Source organism: Nocardia sputi (assembly GCF_023501985.1).
Map to the genome: position 1 here is coordinate 214,198 of NZ_JAMFLC010000010.1, position 22,922 is coordinate 237,119.

Sequence of the window (22,922 nt, forward strand, 5' to 3'; positions counted from 1 at the left end):
ATAAAACAAGCATGCTTGCCTTTTTTTGGTCCCGCTGCGATGCTGGACGGCGGCGGCGCACGAGGCGGTGTGCCCGGATCGGTAGGGGAACGGATGGCTGACCTCGAGGCGCTGCTCGGCGATTTCGCCGACGAATGCGCGGACCTGGAACGACTCGTCGGCCCGTTGGCCGTCGAGGAGTGGGCGCGCGCCACACCTGCGGCCGGCTGGACCATCGCCCATCAGATCGGCCATCTGGCCTGGACCGACGAGGTCGCGACGATCGCCGCCGCGGACGCCGAAGGCTTTCAGAAGCTGCTGGCCGAGGCCGGCCCTCGTGCTCTCACGTTCGTCGACGAGGCGGCCGAGAAAGCCGCCACCGAACCCCCGGCCGACCTGCTCGATCGATGGCGGCGTGGCCGCGCGTCGCTCACCGCCGCGCTGCGCGCCGTGCCCGCGGGGGTCAAACTGCCGTGGTTCGGTCCGCCGATGAGCGCCGCGTCGATGATCACCGCCCGCATCATGGAGACCTGGGCGCACGGGCAGGATGTGGCCGACGCGCTCGGCGTGTACCGCAGGCCGACGGAGCGCCTGCGCACCGTGGCCCATATCGGCGTCCGCACCAGGAACTTCGCCTACACCGTGCACGGAAAGACCGCCCCGGCGGCGGAATTCCGGGTCGAGCTGATCGCGCCTGATCGCACGATCTGGTCGTGGGGCCCCGAGACCGCCGAGCAGCGCGTGACCGGGCCTGCGCTCGACTTCTGCCTACTGGTGACCCAGCGCCGTCATCCGGACGACCTGGCGCTCGTGGCGCACGGCGACGACGCCGCGGAATGGCTCACTATCGCGCAGGCTTTCGCAGGTCCGACGGGTACGGGGCGGACAGCGGGCCAGTTCGCCTGACCCGCCCACACCCGACCCGATCGATGACGATTCGGGAGCGGGCGAGCGCCACACTTGGGTGCGCCGTGTTCATGTCGACGGCCGGACGCCGTTGGCCGGGTGTCTCGAGGTGGCAGTCGAGAATGACGCTCGCCAGCTGAATGATATTTACCCGCCGCTGCGTTCGCGGAAACATCGACGCCATGTCCATGGTGGGGACCTGTGATTTTTCGGCCTTACGACCGAGCGTCGATGTGATCCCGCTCTCTTCGACGCGGCACTCTCCCCGATCCCACAGGTAATCTGGACGAGCGTACAGCTTCCCATGGTGCTGGTCGCCTGTGGGAGCAGCATCGCAGGGAAAGGAACGCATCGTGACAGCACACCGACCTGCCCAGGTCGCGCGGCATGCCGCCGTCGTGCTCGCCGGTGCCGCCAGCTTGAGCCTGACCGCCGCGGCCGGCGCTTATGTCGTCCAACAGATCGCCGACTCACAGCGCCCCGATACCCGGCTCGCCGCGCCGACAGCCCCGCAGACCCCGCACGAGCCCGACCAGGGACACAGAGCCGTCCCCTATCCGGCATTGACCGGCAGCAGCTTCGTCTTGCCCGCGGCGGTTTCCGCTCCACGTGCCGCCGAGCCGGAAACCTCTGCCCCGCATATTATTTCGCCGACAGAGCCGACCGCGCCGACCGCGCCCGCACCTATCGGCGGCAAAGTCCGGCTCGGCGACGCCTATGTCGGTGCGCAGGTCGCGGAAGTCCAGCACGACACCGTCTCCGTCACCGTGGACACGAACGCCTTCACGATGCTGACGGATTTCCTCCATTCCGAACCCGCGCCGCAGCAGCCGGACGAGTCCGCTGTCACCACTATGCGCACCGACGTCGACACTCGGAGCGGTGAAGTGCGACTGGCGTTCTCCGATCCGAAGCTCGGCGAGCACGATCTGCGCCTCGATCGTCACGCCGCGCCCGCCGCAACCCCATCGCCGGACGGAGACCGCCGCCAGCACCCCGCCGAACCCGCGCTCGGGACAGCGAATTCCGTGGCGGTGTGACCTACCGTTTACCCTGCTCGGCATGAGCGCCTACGACTTCTGCGTCATCGGCGGCGGCATAGTCGGCGTCGCGACCGCGCACCGGATTCTGGCGCGCAACCCCGGTGCGAGCCTGGTGCTGCTGGAAAAAGCGCAGCATCTGGCCGCCCACCAAACCGGGCACAACAGCGGCGTCATCCACTCCGGCATCTACTATCCGCCGGACAGCCTGAAAGCCACGCTGTGCCGCCGGGGTGCGCGCTGGACCAAGGATTTCGCCGCGCGCCACGACATCCCGTATCGGGTGTGCGGCAAACTCCTGGTCGCCACCGACGACGCCGAATACGGACGCATGCTCGCGCTCCACGAACGATCGATCACCAATGGCGTGTCCGTCGAGCTGATCGATGCGGCGGAACTCGCTCGGCGCGAGCCGCGCGTCACCGGGGTCGGCGCACTGTTCGTTCCCGACACCGGCATCGTCGACTTCAGCCGGGTGACCGAAACGCTCGCCGATGAAGTTCGTCGCGCGGGTGGGGAATTCGTGCTCGGCACCGAAATCACCGCGCTCACCGAGAACTCGGACGCGGTGGTCGCCGCAGGCCCGACCGGCTCGTGGACGGCACGCCGCCTGGTGGTCTGCGCTGGTCTGCAGGCGGACCGGATGGCTCGAGCTGCCGGGCTGCGCACCGACTTTCGCATCGTTCCCTTCCGCGGTGAGTACTACCAGCTGCCGCCGGAGCGGCACGGACTGGTCAACACGTTGATCTATCCAATCCCGGACCCCGAATTGCCGTTCCTCGGAGTGCATTTGAGCCCGACGATCGACGGAGCGCTGACCGTGGGCCCGAACGCGGTGCTCGGGCTCGCCAGGGAGGGCTACGGCAAAGGCAGTCTCGACCTCAGGGATGCGCGAGAAATTCTCGCGTTTCCCGGATTTCACCGGGTCGCCAAGGCGAACGTACGCACCGGCCTGCGTGAACTGCGCAACTCGTTGTTCAAGCGCGGATATCTCGCGCAGTGCCACCGCTACTGTCCGGAGCTGACGCTCACCGATCTGCTCCCGCGGGAAGCGGGTATTCGCGCGCAGGCGGTTCTGCGAGACGGAACTTTGGTGCACGACTTCATGATCGAGCGCACCGAGCGCTCGGTCCATCTGCTCAATGCCCCCTCACCTGCGGCGACTTCGGCCATGCCGATCGCCGAGCACATCGTCGATCAGCTCTGAGCAGGCGCCGGACCAAACCCTTCCCAACCAACCATTCGGTCGAATCCGGCAATACGGCGCACCGAATCGCGCAGAGCCCTCGAATAAATAGGAGAGCTGTAGTACTTTTAACGCCAGTCGTGGGACAGGGAGGGCCTATGGGCCACATCAAGTACGCGAGTGACGTCGGAGCGCCCGTCGAGGTCGCTTTCAACTACACGGACAACCATCTGTTCGTACCGGATTGGATGTTCGGCATCGCGGACTTCGTGCCGACCAGCGATCAGGACCGCGGACTCGGCGCGACTTTCGCCACCACCACACGCCTCGCGCTGTGGCGACCGACTTCCGCCTGCGAGATCACCGAATACCGCCGCAATGCGGTGATCGAGTATACGTTGCGGGGGCGATTGTCCGGAACGCTGAGACTGCGTTTCGACCCGTTGGGTTACGGACGCTCGGTGCTGACCTCCGAGGCGGAGTACAGTCCACCTCGCGGAGTCACCGGGCGACTCGGCGCCGGCCTTGTCGACGCCGCGGTCAAATCGGCGCTACGGCGTACCGAGTCCCGGTTACGGAGGGAGATAGAGGAATTCCACGGTACCGATCTTGTCGGTCGGATTGCGTAGGGTGCCAGCCATGATCATCGTGAGCACCGACGGATCCTGCCTCCGCAATCCCGGCGGCGCCATCGGCTGGGCTTGGGTCAATCATCAGGGCTCCTCGGCGAGCGGAGGAGCCGCGTCCGGAACCAACCAGGTCGCGGAGTTGCGCGCGGTGCTGGAGGCGATCGTCGCCCATCCCGGGTCCGAACCCCTGCTCATCGAGAGCGATTCGCTCTATGCGATCAAGTGCGCCTCGGAATGGGTGGCAGGGTGGCGGGTCAACGGCTGGCGCACGTCCACCGGTGGCGCGGTGAAGAATGTCGAACTCGTCCGGCAGATCGATCGGGCCATCGCGAGCAGGCCGGGCCCGGTCCGGTTCCGTTGGGTTCGGGGACATGTCGGTAACTACTTCAACGAGCAGGCCGACGCACTGGCCGGAGAAGCGGCTCGGCAGGCCGCGGTCACCGCGGCTGTCGCCGAGGCGAACACCGTGGAAATGCTCGCGGTGACTGTGGAGGAAGCGTCGACGGCGCCGGAAGCGCCGAAGGACAAGGCCGCGGGGAAGGCGGCCGCGCCGTCGGCGCCACAGACTTTGACGCTGTTCTGATGCGCCCGAATCGCCGAAAGCTGCCCGAATGACCTCCGGCGGTGGTGGCTCGGCCCACCGCCGGAGGCGCTCGGCTAGTTGCCCGGCTGCGGTGCGGGTTGACCAGACGGTGCGGGCTGCGGAGCTCCGCCCGGCGCGGGAGCGCCCGGCAGTCCGGTGCCCGCACCCTTCAGCATCGGCGAATCGAGCTTCTCGACCAGCCACTTGTCGCCCGATTTCTGCAGCTGGGCGATCACCACGACGAACTGGCGCTCGGGGTTGGTCTGGGTGAAGTTGGTCCGGAACTGCGTGAGGGTCACCAGCACTTTGGCCGAGGTCGTGTCACCCGACTGGTAGCCGCATTGCACGTCATCGACCCACGACTTGACCTGCGCCTGCGTCATCGCGTCCTTCAACGCCTTGGTCGCGTCGTCGAACTCCTTGAGGAACTCGCCCGTCGAGCCGGCCTTCACCTTGGTGAAGTAGTCGTCGAGGTTCTTCGAATAGTCGTAGACCGAGACGTCCTTGCCGAAGGTGCACGCGGCGTTGGTCGAGTCGCGGATCGCGTCGAGCTTGTCGCCGCGGTCCTTGCCCTGCATGAAGAACACGACCACCGCGGTGATCGCCGCGACCGCGAGCACACCGGCCACGAACGCGGCCACCAGCGGGAGCGACGTGGATTTCCCGGAGGGCGCGGCCGCCTTGGGCGAGTCACGCTTCGCGGCCGGCTCGGATTTGTCTGCCTTCTCCGCCTTGGACATCTCGGGCTTCGCCGCGCCAGCGGCATCCTCCGACTTCCCGGTCACCGCGTCGGTGTCCTTGTCGGAGGCGGCGGCCGTGCTCTCGGCGTCCTTGTCGGTCTCGGCGTCGTCGGTAGACATCGATAAAACCTGCACTTTCCCGGCGCGCGTCGATGCGCCCCGATTGGCTTCAGCGGCTCGCGAGAGCGAACCTTGGGCGTTCCACCAGCGAGTATGCCCGGCCGACGGGATGGCCGCCGGGCCGGGTGCGACTCACCGCACCGGAGGCAGGGTCCGCTCGTTCGGATCCACACCCGGCGGCATGTGCGCGCCGTTGTTCGGCACGTCGGGCCGCGGCGCGTTCGCGGCGCCGCGGATCAACTGACCCGGCGGAGGGTTCTCACAGTAGTTCCACTTCGGGATCGTGCCGTCCTGCACGACCTCGTTGCGGATCTTCGGGGTGTCGTAGGTGCAGAACGGCCGCGGCCAGATGTCGATCATGGCGTGGAATTCGCCGTTGTGGGCCGGGACGCCGAGCGCTTCGCCTCCGAGTGCGAGCGAGGGGAACAGTGCGCGCAGCGCGGGCAGCCGCAGCTGCGCCGCCTTGGTGATCGCCTGGAAGTTGGTCGCGAGGCTGGTGATCGGATCGGCCGTCCGGTCCACCACCGCACCGAGGCTGGTGAGCTGACCCGGCGCCTGCTCGAGCACGCGTTGCAGTTCCGCGTTCGCGTTGTTGAACTGCTCGAACAGCACTGCCGAGTTGCTGGTCAGAGTGGCGAGATCAGGCTGCGCGTTGGACGTCGTGTTGGCGATGGTACGCAGGTTGGTGATCAGGTTCGTGGTCTGGGGGAGCAATGAGTCCAGGCCGGCCATCGCCAGGCTGATCCCGTTGATCATGCCGCGCAGCTGATCCGGACCCCCGCTGAGCGCGATGTCCAGCTCGTTCAGGATGACCTGGAAGTGGTCCGGATTGATCTGCGCGATCAGTGCGCTGGAGTTGTCCAGCACCGACCACACCGGCGTGGGCGTGTAGATCTTCTCCGGATCGAACTTGATCACCGCGCCGTTGGCCAGGTACGGCCCCTGCTCGGCGTTGGGCCGGAAGTCGATGTACTGCTCACCCGCGCCGGACAGCGCCTGCACCGCGATCCGGGTGTCCAACGGAATCTTGTACTTGGACTCGATCTGCGCGGTAGCGGCGATGGCCTGACCGCGATCGGTCAGCTCGATCGAGGTCACCTTGCCGATCCGCCACCCGCGCAGCGTCACGTCGTTGCCGGGCTGTAGACCGCCGGAGCGGTCCAGGTTCACCGTCACCGTGTAGTCGGACGCCAACGGGTTGACCCGCATGACGTTCACCATCAGGTAGGTCGCGCCGATCAGCAGCACGAGCACCAAGCCCACGTTCGACAGGAATATCTTGTGTCCGATCAATTTGCGCAGGGAACTCATCGCTGTCCTCCCGCGATCCGGCCCTGCACCAGTTGCAGCACCTGGATGAGGCTGCCCGCGAAGTCCTGCAAGTCGTGCAGATCCTGGAACTTGCCGTGCTCCGGATCGGTGAGCGCGCTGATGTCCAGGTTGGTCGCGGTCGCGTACACCGCGAAGCTGCTGCCGCGGAAGGTCGCGTCGACCTTCGGCCGGATCTCCCGCAGCCGGTCCAGCAGTACGCCGAAGCCGTCACCGGTCTTGGCTATCGCGTCCATCAGCTGGCGGGTGTTCTCCAGCAGTCCGGTCAGCTGTTCGCTGGAGGTGTCGGCGTAATTGCCGAGTGCGGCGCTGGCCGTCGACAACTTGGTCAGCAGATCGCCGATGGCCCGGTTGTTCTCGGCGACGGCGCCGATCATCTGCGGCAGCGTGTCGGCCACTTCGCCCAGTTGTGCCCGCCTGCCCTCGAGCGTGTTGGCGAGAGTGCTGAACTCGCCGAGCACGCTGTCGATCCGGGCGGAGTTGGCGTTCAAGCTGCCCACCACGCCGGTCAGCTCGGTGATCAGGTGGGCCAGCTGCTCGCCGCGGCCGCCGACGATGGAGTCCAGCTCGGAGCCCAGCTTGGACAGGCTGGCGATGCCGCCGCCGTTGAACAGCATGGAGACCGAGATGAGCAACTGCTCGACGGTCGCGCCCGCGGAGGTGCTGTCGAGGGTGAGCGTGTCGCCGTCGTTCAGCATTTCCGCGCCGGGCTCGGTCTTGGGCTTGGACACCGCGACGAACACGTCGCCGAGGGGGGTGGCCTGCCGCAGCTCCGCCGTGCTGCCCTTGGGCAACTCGATGTCCTTGCTGATGGTCAGGTCCACGATGGCCTGGAAGTTCTTCGTCTTGATGTCGGTGACCACGCCGACGTCCGAGCCGCCGATCTTCACCTTCGCCTGATCGGGCAGGTTCAGCGCGTTCTCGAAGACCGCGTGGATGGTGTAGGTCTCTCCGGCCAGACCCGGTTTCGGCAGCGGCAGCTTCTCCACGGTGAGCCCGCAGCCGGAGGTGACCGCCACACCGGCCACCGCGGCCACGGCGACCAGCGCCCTGCGTGCCTTGATCGTCATTCGGTACGTCATTTCGTCAGTCCGAGCAGTGCGGCGGTGAGCCCGTAGTCGGGTCCGAAGTCCTGCATGTTCCCGGTGCGGCAGCCGTCGGCCTTCATTTGGATGCGTTCGCAGAACAGGCTGACGATCTCACCCGACAGCGCGGTGCCGATCACCGCGTGCAGCCGGACGTACCCGTGCTCGCGGTTGACGATCCCGTCGATGTTCTGCATGACCATCGGCGCCAGGTCGGCGACTTCGGTGAGGCCGTAAGCGTTGTCGCGCAGCTGCTGGGTCACGTTGGTCAGGCCGGTCATGGTCCCCGACAACTGATCCTCGTACTGGGTCAACGTGGTGCTGGTGTTCCGCAGGAAGGCGAGCAGTTGGTCGAGCGTGGCCTGCAGGCCGGGGGCCTGCTCGGCGAGCAGGCCGGTCATCTGGGTGACCCGGTTGCTGAAGTCGCGCACCGACTGGTCGTTCTCGGCCAGCATGGTGGTGAGATCGTTCAGCTTGATGATGATGCTGGAGATCGCGTCCTTGTTGTCCACACCGACCTTCAGCGCACTCGACAGCGCGTTGAGGGTGTCGCGAATCTTCTCGCCGTTGCCGTTGAGCATGGGGTAGAGCACCCGGCCGGACAGCGGGCCGATGCCCTCCTGGCCCGGCTCCGGCTTCAGCGCGGCCGCGAACTGGTCGATGGTCTTGATCATCGTGTCCAGCTCGACCGGCGTCTTGGTACGGGCCTTGGGCAGGTGCGCGCCGTCGGACAAGGTCTCGCCGCCGGTGTAGACGGGGGTGAGCTCGATGTGCCGGTCGGTCACGATGGACGGCGAGATGATCGCGGCGACCGCGTCCTTCGGGACCTTCACGTCCTTGTCGATCGACATGTGCACCTCGACCAGAGTGCCCTTGGGCACGATCTTGTCGACCTTGCCGACGTCGAGCCCGAGCACCGTGATCGGGTTGCCCTCGTAGATGCCCGCGATGTTGTCGAAGTCCGCGGTGATCTGGAGGGTATTACCCAATGCGTCGTTCACCGAGCTCGGCAGCAGCGAGCAACTGCCGACCGTCAGCGCGGCGGCGCTGATCATCAGCGTCTTCGCGACGGTCTCGGGCCGAAAGCCCATGCGGAATCTCATCCCTGGCACCCCTCGATAACTTCGGCGAAGCACAACCAGTTGTCCGGGAACAGCCACGGCAGGCCGACGTCACCGTACGGACCGCTGCCACCCCAGGAGTTCGCCAGGTAGCGCACGGTCGGCGGCATGAGCGACAGCATCCGGTCCAGGTTGTCCTTGTTCTTCTGCAAGCCTTCGGCCATGGTGTTCAGCTGCTGGATGGTCGGGCCGAGCTGATCGTTGTTCTCCGCGCCGATCACCTCCAGCTGCTTGGTCAGGGCGGCGATGTTGTCCAGCAGCTGGCGCAGCAGTGCCTGGCGCTCCATCACCCGATTCGCGATGGCCTCGCCTTGGGTGATCACCAGCAGAATGCTGTTGCGGTTGTCGCCGAGGATCTGGGTGACGCGGTCCAAATCCTTGAGCAGGATGTCCACCTCGGCCTTGCGGCTATCGATCACTTTGGCCAGTGCGCCGACGCTGTCCAGCGCCTGGGCGGTGAGCTGAGGCGAGCCGTTCATCTGCTCGTTGATCAGGTTCAGCGACTCGGCCAGCTTCCTGGTGTCGAGCGCTTCGAACTTCGGGGTGCCGACCTGCACCACGTCGGCCAGGTTGTACGGAACCGCGGTGTTGGAGACCGGGATCCGCTTGCCCTTCAGGCCCGAGCCGTCGCCCGGCTCCAGGTCGACGTACCTGGCGCCGAGCAGCGTGGCCATCTTGATCGAGGCGCGGGCGTCCGGGCCGAGCTTCACGTCGTCGCTGACGCTCAGCGTGAGCAGCACGTGGCTGCCCTCCAGTTCGGCGTCGACGACCCGGCCGGAGGACACGCCCGCGATGTTCACCTTGTCGCCGACCTTGATGCCCGCGGCCTGCACGAACTCGGCTTTGATCGACTGCTCGCCGACGCCGATGAGCTTGTACACGCTGGACACCAGCAGCAGCACCACGATGAGGACGCCGCCGATGATGCCCAACCAGAAGTACCGGTTGCTTTCGAACCTGGACCTGAGTCTGGTCATCATGGGCGGCACACCGCCGAGTGCGAGGTTCCGCCGATCTGGGAGAACAGACCGCGGGGGAAGAGGATGCCGTAGAGCGACACGTCCAGCCCGCACAGGTAGGCGTTGGCGTAGGCGCCCTCGGAGGTGTGCCTGCCCGCCGCCGACAAGACGTTCGGCAGGTCGATCGCCGCCTGGTCGAGTTTGGCGCCGTTGTCCAGCAACAGCGTCAGCGCCGCGCTGGTGGAGTTCTGCGCGTTGCGCAAGCTCGGCTGGATCTGGTCCATCATGCCGACCAGTGACGTGGTCGCGCTCGCGATCTGCTCGGTGGATGCGAGCAAGGACTGTCCTTGCTCGTACAGCCCGCCGATCAAGGCCCGGGTCTGGGTTACCAGGGTCTCCAATTCATCTCCTCGTTTCGCCAACCCCGACATCACGCCCGACAGGTTGGTGATCACATCGGACAGGATCGCGTCTCTGCGCTGGAAGTCGGTGGCCAGCTGGGCAGCCTGGACGATGAACGCGCTCAATGAGACGCCGTCCCCCTGCAATGCCTGGATGAACGTCTCCGACAGCCGGTTGACCTGCTCCGGCTGCAACACCTGGAACAGGGGCTGGAAGCCGTTGAGCAGACCCGACACGTCGAACGACGGCTCGGTGCGGTCGATCGGGATCGAACCGTTGTTCCTCAGCGGCGCGGGGTTCGGCGCCTTGCCGGGAGCCAGCGCCACATACCGCTGGCCGATCAGGTTCTGGTAACGGACCAGCGCCTTGGTGTCGTCGTAGATCGTCTGGTCGCGCTGCACGACGAAGGTGACCTTCGCGACCGATTTCTTCAGGTTCGCGTCCCGGCCCCGCTCGATCTTCTCGACCTTGCCGACCCGCACGCCCGCCATGCGGACGTCGTCGCCTTCGTGCAAACCGAGCACGTCGGAGAACGTCGCGGAATAGGTGTAGGTGTCACCGCTGACGATGCGCGCCAGCGTGTTCCACACCACCACCGTCACCAGGATCGACACGATGGCGAAGATGCTGAATCCGATCAGCGGTTTGCGAATGCTCATCGTCGGGCACCGTTGTCGGACACCTGCATGGTTCCGCCCTTCAGAATCGAGCTCAGCAGCAGATATTCGGCGGTGGTCGGCTGGCGGCCGAGCAGCGCGGTGATCGCCGAGTCGCCCCGGTAGGAGATCGGCGCCGCCGACGGCGTGCCCTCGGGCGCGGCAGCCGGAGCGGCGGGCGCCGGTGCCGCGGCGGGCGGGAGCAAGCCCGGCGGCAGCATCGGGAACAGACCTTCGAGCGGGGTGCCCGCGAACGGCGCGGGCACGCCGCCGGTGGGGGCGGCCGCGGTGGCGCGGTTCGGGTCCGGGGTGGTGACGCCGGGAATCAGCGGCAGACCGGGCATGGGCACCACCGGCGGGAGCCCGGCGGCCGAGTCCAGCGCGCGCGGCTTCAGCTGTTCGGGCAGCTCGCCGACGTCGGCGACGGCGGGTGCGGTGTAGCAGCTCGGGCCGACCATCTCGCCGTAGCGCGGGCAGTCGGCCACGGTGTACGGGCGGTACGGGGTGAGCGTGAGACCGGCGTCCCAGACCTGCTGCTTCTGCGGACCCCAGGTGAACGTGGTGTCCATCCGCCGCATCGTCTCGCTCAGGTTCAACAGGCTCCTGGTGATCGCGTCCGGGTCCGCGGCGAGTGCGCCGAACATGTCGTTCGTACCGGCGGTGACCTCGATGCCGACGTTGGGGTTGCGGGCGAACAGGTCGTTGACCGTCTCGATGGTTCCGGCGGTGCCGGTGATCAGGGAGACCAGCTCACTGCGGCGGTCTGCGATGGTGCGCGCGGTCTGCACCGAGCTGCCGAGCACGTCGACCAGCTCGGGCGCGGACTGATTGAGCGCGTTGAACGAAGCGGAGAAGTCGCTCAGCAGCACACCGAGATCCGGGATGGACTCATCGACGGCCAGCAGCCAGCGGTCCAGCCGCTCGACGGTGGAGCCGGGCATCCGGCCGCTGCCGTCCAACGCCTGGGACAGGGTGCCGAGGACCCGGCCGAATTGCACCGGATCGATCTTGTCGAGGATGTTGCGCACCGTGGTGAGCGTGTCCTGCAGCGCGATGGTTCCCTTGCTGCGGTCCTCCTCGATGACCGAACCCTCGTGCAGGTACTGGTCGGCCGGGCCGTTGAAGACGAGTTCGACCGAGGTGACGGCGAAGAGATTGCTCGGCACCACGCGGGCGGTCACGTTGGCCGGGATGTCGCCGGCGAATTCCGGCTTCATCTCGATCCGGACCTTCTGCAGCTCACCCTTGGCCGCGACATCGACGGTCTTCACCGCGCCGACGAGCACGCCGCGGAACTTGACGTCGGCCTGCTCGGGCAGACCGTCACCCGTGGTGGTCAGGTTCGCCGTGACGTTGATCTTCTCCTGGAAATACCCCTGGTAGCGCAACATCAGGAAGCCGAGCACCAACGCGAAGACGACCAGACCGCACACGCCTGCGATCAGCAACTGTCGCATCGTGGGCCCGCGCCCACTGGGATCGATGATCATCTGGTATTTACCCCGAGATCCGAATGCCTGGGTTGACACCCCAGATAGCCAATGTCATGAACAGGTTCGCGAAAACGACCGCGATGATGCACATCTTGATCGCACGGCCCGCGGCCACGCCGACGCCCTCGGGGCCACCGGAGGCGAAGAAGCCGTAGTAGCACTGGATGAACGTGGTGATCGCTACGAACAGGATCGCCTTGATCAGCGAGTAGATGACGTCGGTCGGGATGAGGAACTGATAGAAGTAGTGCTGGTAGGTGCCGGTGGCGGTGCCGCCGATCAGCTGCACGGTCAGCGCGCAGGAGACGTAGGCCATGGTGAGGCCGAGGCAGTAGAGCGGAATGATGGCCACCATCGCCGCGAACATCCTGGTGCTGATCAGATAGGGCAGCGGCCGGATGGCGATGGATTCCAGCGCGTCGATCTCCTCGGAGATGCGCATGGCGCCCAGCTGCGCGGTGAACCGGCAGCCGGCCTGGGCGGCGAAGGCCAGTGTCGCCAGCAGCGGGCCGAGTTCGCGGGTGGTCGCGAACGCCGATATCGCACCGGTGATCGGACTCAGGCCGAGCAGGTTCAACGAGTTGTAACCCTGGATGCCCACGGTCATGCCGCCGAAGGCGCTCAGAATGACGACGACGCCGATGGTGCCGCCACCGACGATGAGATTGCCGTTGCCCCAGGTGACGTCCGAGAGCAGGCGCCACACTTCCTTGGGGTAATGCTTGAGCGCCAGCGGAATCGACCCGATCGAGCGCAACAGGAAGAACACCTGGTGGCCGAGCCTGGCGAGCAAATCGACCGGTGCGTGCGCGGATTTCCGGATCGTCTGGAGAGGCCGCAGCAGCGGCGGTACATAGGTTGATGACACCGGCTCAGACCACCTGTGACGGGAATAGTGCGTTGTAAACCTGGGTGATGATGAGGTTCACCCCGAACAGCATGATGGCGGAACTCACCACTGCGGAATTCACCGAGTTGGCGACACCGCCGGGGCCGCCCCGGGTGTTCAATCCGGTATCGCAGGCGATGATTGCCGCGAGCAGGCCGAAAATCAGCGATTTCCCGAGAGCGACAAGCAGATCGGTGGTCACCGCGAACGACGAGAAGGTGCCGACGTAGGAGCCGGGCGTGCCGTTCTGCGCGAAGATATTGAAGATGTAGCCGGTCAAGAATCCGACGAAGACCACGAAGCCGCACAGCAGCACGCTCACCAGCATCGCGGCGCCCAGGCGCGGAGCCACCAGCCTGCGCAGCGGGTCGACGCCCATGACCTTCATGGCGTCGATCTCCTCGCGGATGGTGCGCGAGCCGAGGTCGGCGCAGACCGCGGAGCCGACGGCGCCCGCGATCATCAGCGAGGTGACCAGCGGGGCGCCCTGCTGAATAATGCCGAGGCCGTTGGCCGCGCCGATGAACGAGGTGGCGCCGACCTGACCGGCGACCGATCCGACCTGGATGGAGACGATCACGCCGATGGGGATGGCGACCAGCAGCGTCGGCGCCGCGGAGACACTGGCCATGAACGCGCATTGCCGGACGAACTCGCCGAAGGGAAAGCGCCTGCGGAAAATCGAGACGAACAGTTCGGCGACGGCGGCGAAGCCCATGGTGATCTGCCTGCCGAAAGTCTCCAGCGAACGCTTCGGATGATCTTGCCAGTAAGACCTCGTCCAATCGACCGCATCACTGAACCGTGACCCTGTTGGTGGACTCTCGGTCGACTGCACTGGCTAATCCTCCTCGACGCCGGTTGGCTGCCCCGACGACTCGTTTGCTTGACGCACCTTACTACGGAGTAGTGCGGAACACACCACCCCCTTGTGATCGCAGTCATAGATGTCGCTCACTGTTGCCGGAAAGCAATGGTCGACGCCTGGAAACACTGGGAACGAGCCCAAAGTCAGGTGCCCGACCTCTAGCACAAGCCACAGCCCACCTGCGCGAATCCGCAGCTATGCCGAGCGGATCGACGAATTACTTGGAGATTTATCATCGAAAATCAATTTTGTTTCCGGAGACCAACACGACGACTCCTTACTATCACCGAATCACTAACGGCCACGGGATTTTCACAAATGCGATAGCCGAATGCTATCGAAGAGGTAAGATACGTTTGATCTAGAATGTATTAAATAGGGTTGAAGCGCCGAGCAGTGGGGACAACCCCGGAGTAGGTGACGCGCCCGAGGTCGATTACTGACACGATGGGTGCGACAGATTGATATCGTGCGGGCTTCCGACGTCTGGAGGGACATGTTCAGCAAACTCGCCAAGGTGGCCAACGCCGCCTTCGCCGTCGCCCTGGGCGCGGCGCTGCTCGGCACGGGCGCTGGGGCCGCTAACGCCCAAACGGGCCCGCCGGTGTTGGGCGGTGGATCCGGCATCATCATCGACAACCAATTCGAATGCACGGTCACGACTGTCGGCCACGACAACGCGGGGCGTCTGGTCGGACTGACCGCGGGCCACTGCGGCGACCCGGGCGCACAGGTCTACGCCGAAGCCGATCGGGGCGCGGGCGTGATCGGCCGGTTCGTCTACTCCAACCACGACCTCGACTACGCCGTCATCCAGTTCGATCCGGGCAGGATCACCCCGGTGAACCGGATCGGCAACGTCACCATCACCGGACTCGGCGCACCGGCCACCTTCCCGCAGATCGTCTGCAAGGAAGGGCGCACCACCGGTAACACCTGCGGTATCGCGTGGGGCGACGTGTTCCGGACGAATGTCGAGACCTGGAGCCAGATGTGCGTGGTGGAAGGCGACTCCGGTGCTCCGGTCGTCGTCGGCTCGACGCTGGTGGGCATGGTGAACGCCTACCTGGCTCTGGCTTGCTTCGGTCCTGAGGTCGGCACCAACATGAGCGCGATCATGGCCGACGTCAACGGACGCGGCGGCGTCGGCGCGGGCTACATTCCGATCTGAATCGAATACCGACCTGAATCGAACACCGACGCCATTCGATGAGCGGCCCGAGCGGACAGCGATCCGTTCGGGCCGCTTATTTCTCGCTTCCGGCCGGCGCCACCGCCGGACCGGCGACCGCGCACTGCGGCATGCAGTCGACGCTGTCCAATGTGGGCGCGCGCCGCTCCGGACGTAGCAGCACCGCTGCGAGTACCGCCCCGGTCACCAGCAGTCCGGCGCACAGCCACATCGCGGCGGCGAAGCCGTCGTCGAAGGCTGCCGGATCATCCAGGGCATCCGAGATACCGACGAGCCCGGGCAGCGCCGCGACGGCGAGCAGTTGCGCGGTCCGCGCCACGGCATTGTTCACGCCCGAGGCGATGCCCGCCTCACCGGCCGGGACCGCGCCGAGCACCGCCCCGGTCAGCGGCGCGACCAGCACCGCGAGCCCCAGCCCGAAGACGAGGACGCCGGGCAGCACATCGGTCAGGTACCCGGTGTCGGGTCCGATGCGCAGCAACAGCACCAGACCCGCCGCCGCCAGCAGCGGGCCGGCGGTCATCGGGATTCGCGGCCCGTGCACTTGCGCCCAGCGCCCGGCCGGAGCCGAGAGCACGAGCATGATCAACGTGACCGGCACGGTCGCGACGCCGGACATCAGCGGCGAGTATCCCGCCACCAACTGCAGTTCCAGCACCAGCAGGAAGAACACGCCCCCGAGTGCGGCGTAGACCGCCAGCGTCACGAGATTCGCGGCGGTGAACACCCGGGAACTGAACAGCGACGGCGGCACCAGCGGGTGGTCACTGCGCAATTCGATCAGAACGAAGGCCCCGAGCAGCACCACACCGGCCACGATGAGCAGGGGCATGGTGTCGATCAGTCCCAGGGTCAGCGCACCGAGCGCGACCGCCACCACCAGCGCGCCGGGCACGTCGAGCTTCCCCGCCGCGTTCGGATCGCGGCTTTCCGGCACATGTCTCAGCGCGACCAGCACCACGACCAGGGCGAGCGGAATGTTGAGGAAGAAGATGGACCGCCACCCCGCGACCTCGATGAGCCAGCCACCGAGAAACGGCCCGAGCGCGCCCGCCACACCACCGAATCCGGACCACAGGCCGATCGCCGCGCCCTGGTCGCGCCGATCGATCGATGAGGAGATCAGGGCCAGGCTGCCCGGGGTGAGCATCGCGCCCGCGACGCCCTGCAGGATCCGGGCCCCTACCAGCATTTCGATGCTCGTCGCGGCGCCGCAGAGCACGGACGCGATCGCGAAGGCCACGGTTCCCCACACGAAGACCCGGCGGCGGCCGAGTTTGTCGCCGAGCGAGCCGCCGAGCAGGATGAACGAGGCGAGGGTGAGGGTGTACCCGTTCAGCGTCCATTGCAGCCCGGCCACATCCGTATGCAGCGATTCGCCGATCCGCGGCAGCGCGATGTTCACGACCGTCGCGTCGAGCGAGGCCACCGACGATCCGAGGATGGTGGCCAGCAGAATCCAACGACCGCTGCCGGACCGCAGCCGCGGTAGCTCGGTGGTGCTCACCAACTCAACTTAGCGGTCCACCGGCGATGGGAAGTTCCGGTCAGAGTTCCTGGACGCAGACGACGAAACGGCGCTTGTCGTAGACGTACCCGGTGCCGCTGCCGCAGACGCTGACGTCGTCGGCGCCCTGCTGGATCTTGACCACCTTCACACCCTTCACGGGCGACGAACCAGCGCAGTCGATGCGCTTGGGATCATCGCCGCCGACGTCCATGCAGCCACCGACCACCCAGTCGATGTCCAGGCAGAACGCGCCTTGTTCGATGCCGTTGATCGTCTCGGCGTAGTAGTTGTCGGCGTCGCTGCTGCACTGCGAGCTCTTGGCCTTCTTGTCGATCACCTTGTAGTTCGAGGCGCGACTACCGCAGGACGCCTTCTCGATGGTGGCGTTGGTGGTGGTGCCGCCGAGTGTCACGCAGTCACCGACCTCGGCCTGGAAGTCGGTGTCGCCGCTGGGCTTGCTCGTCGTCGGCTTGCCGGTGCTCGGGGTGGGTTTGCCGGACGACGGTTTCGGCGTGTTGGTCACCGAGACCGCGTCGATCGTGCCGTTGTCGACGGCGGGCTGGGCGGTACCGTTGATCGTGGAACTGCACCCGACCAACGTCAGCCCGGCCGCGATGGCGAGACCGGCGAAGGCGAGACGACCCCAGGTCAGTTGACGAGACACGTACAGTCCTCCCGAGCTGTAACGCTTTGGCGAACTCACGCCCCCGGAATCCGAAGTTGCCATGGCTGTGCTTGAAATACCACGCCATGAATACACCATGGACCGAGCGCACGTCGAGCCGGAGCCGGAAACGCGCGGCGGTCAATAGGTCTGGGTATGGTGGGATTTCTGGTGCGAGAGGAGTCCCCGGTGAAGCTGATCAGCGCAATCGCGTGTTCCACCGCCGCGATCGGAGGCTCCCTCGTCTTTCCGGGAACGGCTGCCGCTGTCGATGTGCACTGCCGATCCGAACACGGGACCGACATCACCGTCATCGACGGGGAGACGGCCTGCCGAGCGGCGACCGACAGTCACGGCCGAGCCACGGCCACAGCCACCGGCATCGACGGGGTCGGCTACGCCAACGCGACCCTCGGCGCGACGGCCATCGGCATCGGCGCGGCGGGAGGCGTCGGCGCGAGCTCGGGTGCCGGTGGAGTTCCGGTGGCGGTCGGCCTCGGCCCGGACGCCGTCGCGCTGACCTCGACCACCGACGATCCCGAGGCGCGGACGTTCGCGGTCTCGATCGCGTTCGAAGGGTCGCGAGCGGGGGTGGAGACCGCCGAACAAGCGGTCGTCTGCCTGGGCGTGGCTGCCTTCGCGTGGAACGCGGGTACCGGCGACGCATGCCTGGCCACGCCTTTCGGGCTCTGGCAGACCGACTGAACGAGTTACCCTGGTTGACCAGCCCGGATAACGGCGGTCAGGAGGTGACCCCATGGTTTCGGCAATGGCGGCGGACGGCTTCGAGCCCGCTGATTCCACGCGCGCGAAACTGGCGGCACCGCGCGAAATGCTGGTCGACCCGCGTTTCATCCGGCTGGCCGATCAGTTCTTCGGCATGTTCGCCCAGCCCGCGCGCGGGGGCGGCGCGCTGGCGGTCTACCTCGACGGCCGCCCCGTGGTCGACATCTGGGCCGGCTGGGCGGACAAGGAGCGCCGCTGGAACGGCGAAACCGTCGCGCTGACCTTCTCCACCGGCAAGGGCGTGGCCTCGACTGTGGTGCATCGCCTGGCCGAACGCGGGCTGATCGGCTACGACACACCGGTCGCCGAATACTGGCCGGAGTTCGCCGCGCACGGCAAAGACGACATCACGGTTCGTGACGTGCTGTGTCACCGCGCCGGCTTGCACCGGGTGCGCGGCCTGGTCCCCGGCCGCGAAGGCATCCTGAACTACGACGCCGTGGTGCGGGCGCTGGCCGACAGCCCGCCGGACCCCCGGCGCATCCGCACCTCCGGCTATCACGCGATCACCTTCGGCTGGCTGGTCGCCGAAATCGTGCAACGGGTGACGGGCGCGTCGTTCACCGATGTGCTGCGCAGCGAGATCGCCGAGCCGCTCGGCCTGGATGAGTACTGGTTCCGCGTCCCGGAATCCGAACGACACCGGATCGCCAAGATCTTCCGCCCCCTCGGTCCGCCGGGCATTCGCTGGAACACGGCCTCTTCGGTGCTGTCCTGGGTGCGGCCGGTGCGCGGGCTGGCCGAGGCCGGCATGCCGGAGAGCTTCGACGAGCTGGTCCGCGACCCCCGGGTGCACGACTCGGTGATGCCGGGCTGGAACGGGGTGTTCTCGGCGCGCGCGCTGGCGCGGATGTACGGGGCCTTGGCCAACGGCGGCGTCGTCTACGCGGGCCGGGCGGATCGGGGCGTGTACGGTGTCGGCGCGGCCGAATCAGAGCGGGTCGTGCGGTTCCTGGACCCGAAAACGATCGAGACGATCGGTCGGGTGCAGCCCGCCCAGAGCCGCGACTACGTGCTCGGCGTGCCGATTCGCTTCACGCTCGGCTATCACCGTCCGGTGCTGATGTCCAAGCAGCAACCACACCATGCGTTCGGCCATTACGGGGTGGGCGGCTCGGGCGCGTACGCCGACCTGGATCTCGGCATGTCGATCGCGTTCGTGACCAACGGGCTCGGCAGCATGGTGACCGCGCTCGGCGACGCCAGGCTGGCGCGACTGGCGGCAACGGCGCAGACCACGGTGCACAAGCACAAGCAGGCCGCACACTAGGCTCGGCCGCTTCTACGAGGCTGCCGGGCGCACCGAACCGGTGTGGTCGCGGGCTCTGCGCCGCACACCATCACTACCGGTCCGTATCGCCCGATTTCGTCCGCCATCCTCAGTGAGCTTCATCACTAACAGGTTTGTGGCGAACCATATTTCGCGACCGCTCGGCTACCGACTCGGCGCTGCGCGATCCCGCGTGACCGGGACGTTTCCCCTCATCTATACCCGACGTAATCAATTGTGACCTGAGCCACAACAACTCGCTGTGGTGAATAACTCTGAAATACAACTGGCTTCGGTACGCGCCGGGACGGTAGGAATGGACAACGGGTCGGGCCGTCGATACCAGTGGGGCCGCTCTTCTGACTCCGCGCTGAAATGAAAGATCTCGCTACGCGTGCGTCTGCGTGCGCGCGAGAGATGGAATGGACGATTAACCTATGCATGCCGCTTTGCACACCGGGTCGTTGCCTGCTCGCCGCAGGGGAGCGCGGCTGACCCGCCGGATGCGCGAGGGCGTCCTGCTGTCCGCCGCGATCGCGACGGCCGGTGTTCTGCTCGTCGCGCCCGCGCACGCCGAACCGATCCCGGGGATCGGCACCGGCTCGGCCGCCGCGGCCACCGAGCCCACCCCGCAGGCGAACTTCGCGCCGCCCTCGATCAACATCGCCGACGGCGAGGTCGTCGGCGTCGCACAGCCGATCATCATCACCTTCAAGGAACCGGTGACCGACCACGCCACCGCCGAGAAGGCCATTCAGATCACCTCGTCGAAGCCTGTTCCCGGCCACTTCTACTGGCGCGGCGACAAGCAGGTGCGCTGGCGGCCGAACGACTTCTGGCCGGACAACACCGACGTGCAGGTGCAGGCGGGCGGCACCACCAGCTCGTTCCGCATCGGTGACGCGTTCGTTGCGACCGCCGACGACGAGACCCACACCATCACCGTCACCCGCAACGGGGAGGTGGTGCGGGAAATGCCCACCTCGATGGGCAAGCCCAAGCACGAGACGCCGAACGGCATCTACATCGTCGGCGAGCAGCAGCGCAAGATGATCATGGACTCGTCGACCTACGGCGTGCCGATCACCGACCCCGAGGGCTACAAGCTCGAGGTCGAGTACGCCACCCGCATCTCCAACAGCGGCATCTTCGTGCACGCGGCTCCCTGGTCGGTCGCGCAGCAGGGCGTCTCCAACGCCAGCCACGGCTGCCTGAACGTCAGCACCGAAGACGGCAAGTGGTTCTTCGAGAACGCGCGGCGGGGCGACCCGGTGATCGTGCAGAACACCCAGGGCGGCACGCTCAGCGCGAGCGACGGATTGGGCGACTGGAACTGAGGGTCCGGCAACCCCGGGTCCACCTGAAGCCGAACACTACGAACGATTGCTCGAGGCGATCGGTCGTAGTGTTCGGCTTTTGCTTTCTTCAAGACCGCTCGGGCCCGGCAATCACCAGATCTTCACGCGCTCAGCGGGTTCCAGGTACAGCGCATCGCCGGGTTCGACGCCGAACGCCTCGTGGAAGCGGTCGATATTGCGCACGACGGCATTGCAGCGGAACTCCGGCGGCGAGTGCGGATCGGTGGCCAGGCGCCGAATGGCTTCCTCTGTGCGGGCTTTCGTGCGCCACACTTGCGCCCAGCCGTAGAACACCCGTTGCAGGCCGGTGAGCCCGTCGATCTCCGGCGCGTCGGCGCCGCCGAGCGAGATCTTGTACGCCTCCAGCGCGATGGAGAGGCCGCCGAGGTCACCGATGTTCTCGCCGATGGTGAACTGGCCGTTCACGGTGTGCTCGTCCGGCAGATCCTTGGGGGAGAGCACGTCGTACTGATCGATCAACGCCTTTGTCCGCTTGCCGAATTCGGCGCGGTCCTCGTCGGTCCACCAGTCGACCATGTTGCCGTCGCCGTCGTACTTCGCGCCCTGGTCGTCGAAGCCGTGCCCGATCTCGTGACCGATCACCGCGCCGATGCCGCCGTAGTTGGCCGCGTCGTCGGCGTTCATGTCGAAAAACGGCGGCTGGAGAATGGCGGCCGGGAAGACGATCTCGTTCATACCCGGGTTGTAGTAGGCGTTCACCGTCTGGGGCGTCATGAACCACTCGTCCCGGTCGACCGGACCGCCGAGCTTGCTCAACTCCCGATCGTGCTCGGCGGCGTAGCCTCTGCGGTAGTTGCCGACCAGGTCGGCCGGGTCGATCACCACGCCCGAGTAGTCCCGCCACTTGTCCGGATAGCCGATCTTCGGGGTGAACTTCTCCAGTTTCTCCAGCGCGGCGATCCTGGTGCCCTGGCCCATCCACTCCAGCTCGGCGATGTTGCGGCGGTAGGCCTCCTGCAGATTGGCCACCAACTCGACCATCCGTGCCTTGGCCTGCGGCGGGAAATGTTCGGCCACATACAGTTTGCCGACCGCCTCGCCCAGCAGGTCCTGCACCAGCGTGACGCCGCGCTTCCAGCGCTCCCGATTCTCCTCCGCGCCGGTGAGCGTGCGGCCGTAGAAGTCGAAGTTCTCCTCGACCACCTCGTCGGTCAGATACGGTGCACGCGAGCGCAGCACCCGCCACGCCGCCCATGCCCGCCAGTTCGCGAGCGGCTCGTCGGCCCAGAGCCGGGCGAACGTGCGCAGATAATCCGGCTGGCGGACGACCACCTCGGCGAACAGCTCGGACCCTGCCCCCTCGACGCCTTCGGCCAGCGCGGAAGTCCACGCGGCCCAGTCGAACTCGGGGTTTTCGGCGGCCAACGCGTCGAAGGTGGTCAGGTTGTACCTGAGTTCGGCGTCACGGCGGCGTACCACGTCCCAGTGCCCGGCGGCCAGTTTCCGCTCCAGCGCGAAGACGCGCTCGCCCACGGTGTCGAGTTCGTCCGGCAGCAGCCCGGCGACCTGCGGGTCGGCGGCAGCCAGGGCGAACATGCGGTTGATGTGCGCGATGTACTTCGCGCGGATCTCGGCGAACTCGTCCTGCCGGTAATACGACTCGTCGGGCAGGCCGATGCCGGACTGGGTGGCGTGCACCAGATAGCGGTCGGAGTCCTTGTCGTCGGTGTCGACGAACACGGCGACGGCGCCACCGACGCCGGTGCGCTGCAACCAGCCGAGCAGCGACGCGAAAGCCACCTTGTCGCCGACCTCGGCGATCGCGGCGAGTTCGGCGGCGATCGGCGCGAGCCCGGCGGCGGCCACCGCGTCGGTGTCCATGAAGCTGGAGTACAGGTCACCGATCTTGCGGGCGTCGCTGCCCGGCTCGGCGCCGGCGTCCGCGGCATTCTGGATGATTGCCTTGACGTCCAGCTCCGCCTGGTCGTACAGCGCGCGGAAGGCGCCGTCCACGGCCCGGTCGGCCGGGATCTTGTGCTCGGCCAGCCATTTGCCGTTTACGTGCGCGAACAAGTCATCCTGCACCCGCACGCCCTGGTCGAGGTAGGACAGATCGATACCGGAAGGACGGGTCGGTTCGGAAGTCACGGTCTCCAGTATGCCGATGTGGGGGATGAGTCGGCCCCCGGCCGCAGC

21 protein-coding genes are annotated in these 22,922 nt (G+C 66.6%); 9 read left to right on the forward strand and 12 right to left on the reverse strand.

Annotation, left to right across the window (positions count from 1 at the left end):
- Nucleotides 1–93: 93 nt before the first annotated feature.
- From M8859_RS16660 to M8859_RS16680, 5 genes are all read left to right on the forward strand, one after another.
- Nucleotides 94–885 carry a TIGR03084 family metal-binding protein gene (locus M8859_RS16660; protein WP_249644495.1) on the forward strand — a complete coding sequence of 264 codons (792 nt, stop codon included), beginning with the start codon at nucleotides 94–96 and terminating at the stop codon, nucleotides 883–885.
- 353 nt (nucleotides 886–1,238) lie between these two features.
- Nucleotides 1,239–1,925 (forward strand): hypothetical protein, encoded by a 687-nt coding sequence (locus tag M8859_RS16665; protein ID WP_249644496.1) that lies wholly within the window; start codon nucleotides 1,239–1,241, stop codon nucleotides 1,923–1,925.
- A gap of 22 nt (nucleotides 1,926–1,947) precedes the next feature.
- The gene (gene lhgD / locus M8859_RS16670; RefSeq protein ID WP_195069895.1) at nucleotides 1,948–3,132 is read left to right on the forward strand and encodes an L-2-hydroxyglutarate dehydrogenase; all 1,185 of its coding nucleotides are present in this window, start codon (nucleotides 1,948–1,950) and stop codon (nucleotides 3,130–3,132) included.
- A 137-nt stretch (nucleotides 3,133–3,269) separates the two neighbouring features.
- On the forward strand, nucleotides 3,270–3,740 hold the full coding sequence (locus tag M8859_RS16675; protein ID WP_159923506.1) for an SRPBCC family protein: 471 nt from the start codon (nucleotides 3,270–3,272) through the stop codon (nucleotides 3,738–3,740).
- A gap of 10 nt (nucleotides 3,741–3,750) precedes the next feature.
- Nucleotides 3,751–4,323 carry a ribonuclease H family protein gene (locus M8859_RS16680; RefSeq protein WP_159923508.1) on the forward strand — a complete coding sequence of 191 codons (573 nt, stop codon included), beginning with the start codon at nucleotides 3,751–3,753 and terminating at the stop codon, nucleotides 4,321–4,323.
- Nucleotides 4,324–4,397: 74 nt separating this feature from the next.
- On the opposite strand, the gene M8859_RS16685 is transcribed toward M8859_RS16680, so the two are convergent.
- From M8859_RS16685 to M8859_RS16725, 9 genes are all read right to left on the reverse strand, one after another.
- Entirely contained in the window at nucleotides 4,398–5,183 is a 786-nt protein-coding gene (locus M8859_RS16685; RefSeq protein WP_159923510.1) for a hypothetical protein, read from the reverse strand.
- 132 nt (nucleotides 5,184–5,315) lie between these two features.
- Entirely contained in the window at nucleotides 5,316–6,494 is a 1,179-nt protein-coding gene (locus M8859_RS16690; protein ID WP_249644497.1) for an MlaD family protein, read from the reverse strand.
- Complete coding sequence (locus M8859_RS16695; RefSeq protein WP_159923514.1) at nucleotides 6,491–7,582, reverse strand: MCE family protein; 1,092 nt, start codon at nucleotides 7,580–7,582, stop codon at nucleotides 6,491–6,493. Before M8859_RS16695 ends, M8859_RS16690 begins: the two co-directional genes overlap by 4 nt.
- A gap of 8 nt (nucleotides 7,583–7,590) precedes the next feature.
- Nucleotides 7,591–8,688, reverse strand: a complete 1,098-nt coding sequence (locus M8859_RS16700) for an MCE family protein (protein ID WP_223519649.1) — start codon at nucleotides 8,686–8,688, stop codon at nucleotides 7,591–7,593.
- Nucleotides 8,689–8,696: 8 nt separating this feature from the next.
- A complete protein-coding gene (locus tag M8859_RS16705) occupies nucleotides 8,697–9,695 on the reverse strand; it encodes an MCE family protein (RefSeq protein WP_195069967.1) in 999 nt (332 codons plus the stop codon).
- Entirely contained in the window at nucleotides 9,695–10,738 is a 1,044-nt protein-coding gene (locus M8859_RS16710; protein WP_159923518.1) for an MCE family protein, read from the reverse strand. The genes M8859_RS16705 and M8859_RS16710 overlap by 1 nt, the downstream gene beginning before the upstream one ends.
- Nucleotides 10,735–12,225 carry an MlaD family protein gene (locus M8859_RS16715; protein WP_195069891.1) on the reverse strand — a complete coding sequence of 497 codons (1,491 nt, stop codon included), beginning with the start codon at nucleotides 12,223–12,225 and terminating at the stop codon, nucleotides 10,735–10,737. The genes M8859_RS16710 and M8859_RS16715 overlap by 4 nt, the downstream gene beginning before the upstream one ends.
- A 7-nt stretch (nucleotides 12,226–12,232) precedes the next feature.
- Entirely contained in the window at nucleotides 12,233–13,096 is an 864-nt protein-coding gene (locus M8859_RS16720) for an ABC transporter permease (RefSeq protein ID WP_159923522.1), read from the reverse strand.
- A gap of 4 nt (nucleotides 13,097–13,100) precedes the next feature.
- Nucleotides 13,101–13,955: an MlaE family ABC transporter permease gene (locus M8859_RS16725; RefSeq protein WP_159923524.1), complete on the reverse strand. Its 855-nt coding sequence runs from the start codon at nucleotides 13,953–13,955 to the stop codon at nucleotides 13,101–13,103.
- 526 nt (nucleotides 13,956–14,481) lie between these two features.
- Between M8859_RS16725 and M8859_RS16730 the strand changes: the two genes are divergently transcribed.
- Complete coding sequence (locus M8859_RS16730; protein ID WP_159923526.1) at nucleotides 14,482–15,156, forward strand: S1 family peptidase; 675 nt, start codon at nucleotides 14,482–14,484, stop codon at nucleotides 15,154–15,156.
- Nucleotides 15,157–15,232: 76 nt separating this feature from the next.
- On the opposite strand, the gene M8859_RS16735 is transcribed toward M8859_RS16730, so the two are convergent.
- On the reverse strand, nucleotides 15,233–16,684 hold the full coding sequence (locus M8859_RS16735; RefSeq protein WP_159923528.1) for an MFS transporter: 1,452 nt from the start codon (nucleotides 16,682–16,684) through the stop codon (nucleotides 15,233–15,235).
- Nucleotides 16,685–16,724: 40 nt separating this feature from the next.
- The gene (gene lppU, locus M8859_RS16740) at nucleotides 16,725–17,351 is read right to left on the reverse strand and encodes an LppU family putative lipoprotein (RefSeq protein ID WP_195069890.1); all 627 of its coding nucleotides are present in this window, start codon (nucleotides 17,349–17,351) and stop codon (nucleotides 16,725–16,727) included.
- Nucleotides 17,352–17,540: 189 nt separating this feature from the next.
- Between lppU and M8859_RS16745 the strand changes: the two genes are divergently transcribed.
- The 3 genes from M8859_RS16745 to M8859_RS16755 all read left to right on the forward strand — a co-directional run bounded on the left by M8859_RS16745 (nucleotide 17,541) and on the right by M8859_RS16755 (nucleotide 20,744).
- Nucleotides 17,541–18,056, forward strand: coding sequence for a DUF6764 family protein (locus M8859_RS16745; protein WP_159923532.1), 516 nt, complete (start codon nucleotides 17,541–17,543; stop codon nucleotides 18,054–18,056).
- Nucleotides 18,057–18,120: 64 nt separating this feature from the next.
- Nucleotides 18,121–19,407, forward strand: coding sequence for a serine hydrolase domain-containing protein (locus M8859_RS16750; RefSeq protein WP_195069966.1), 1,287 nt, complete (start codon nucleotides 18,121–18,123; stop codon nucleotides 19,405–19,407).
- 437 nt (nucleotides 19,408–19,844) lie between these two features.
- Nucleotides 19,845–20,744 carry a L,D-transpeptidase gene (locus M8859_RS16755; RefSeq protein WP_159923536.1) on the forward strand — a complete coding sequence of 300 codons (900 nt, stop codon included), beginning with the start codon at nucleotides 19,845–19,847 and terminating at the stop codon, nucleotides 20,742–20,744.
- A 111-nt stretch (nucleotides 20,745–20,855) separates the two neighbouring features.
- On the opposite strand, the gene M8859_RS16760 is transcribed toward M8859_RS16755, so the two are convergent.
- Nucleotides 20,856–22,874, reverse strand: a complete 2,019-nt coding sequence (locus tag M8859_RS16760) for a M13 family metallopeptidase (protein WP_159923538.1) — start codon at nucleotides 22,872–22,874, stop codon at nucleotides 20,856–20,858.
- Nucleotides 22,875–22,922 lie beyond the last annotated feature (48 nt).

Bases quoted from the DNA above. Each gene is read 5' to 3' on its own strand.
- M8859_RS16685 (WP_159923510.1), bottom strand. From the start codon at position 5,183: ATGTCTACCGACGACGCCGAGACCGACAAGGACGCCGAGAGCACGGCC.
- M8859_RS16730 (WP_159923526.1), top strand. From the start codon at position 14,482: ATGTTCAGCAAACTCGCCAAGGTGGCCAACGCCGCCTTCGCCGTCGCC.
- M8859_RS16750 (WP_195069966.1), top strand. From the start codon at position 18,121: ATGGCGGCGGACGGCTTCGAGCCCGCTGATTCCACGCGCGCGAAACTG.
- M8859_RS16755 (WP_159923536.1), top strand. From the start codon at position 19,845: ATGCATGCCGCTTTGCACACCGGGTCGTTGCCTGCTCGCCGCAGGGGA.
- M8859_RS16705 (WP_195069967.1), bottom strand. From the start codon at position 9,695: ATGACCAGACTCAGGTCCAGGTTCGAAAGCAACCGGTACTTCTGGTTG.
- M8859_RS16710 (WP_159923518.1), bottom strand. From the start codon at position 10,738: ATGAGCATTCGCAAACCGCTGATCGGATTCAGCATCTTCGCCATCGTG.
- M8859_RS16675 (WP_159923506.1), top strand. From the start codon at position 3,270: ATGGGCCACATCAAGTACGCGAGTGACGTCGGAGCGCCCGTCGAGGTC.
- M8859_RS16680 (WP_159923508.1), top strand. From the start codon at position 3,751: ATGATCATCGTGAGCACCGACGGATCCTGCCTCCGCAATCCCGGCGGC.
- lhgD (WP_195069895.1), top strand. From the start codon at position 1,948: ATGAGCGCCTACGACTTCTGCGTCATCGGCGGCGGCATAGTCGGCGTC.
- M8859_RS16690 (WP_249644497.1), bottom strand. From the start codon at position 6,494: ATGAGTTCCCTGCGCAAATTGATCGGACACAAGATATTCCTGTCGAAC.
- M8859_RS16715 (WP_195069891.1), bottom strand. From the start codon at position 12,225: ATGATCATCGATCCCAGTGGGCGCGGGCCCACGATGCGACAGTTGCTG.
- M8859_RS16700 (WP_223519649.1), bottom strand. From the start codon at position 8,688: ATGGGCTTTCGGCCCGAGACCGTCGCGAAGACGCTGATGATCAGCGCC.
- M8859_RS16695 (WP_159923514.1), bottom strand. From the start codon at position 7,582: ATGACGATCAAGGCACGCAGGGCGCTGGTCGCCGTGGCCGCGGTGGCC.
- M8859_RS16660 (WP_249644495.1), top strand. From the start codon at position 94: ATGGCTGACCTCGAGGCGCTGCTCGGCGATTTCGCCGACGAATGCGCG.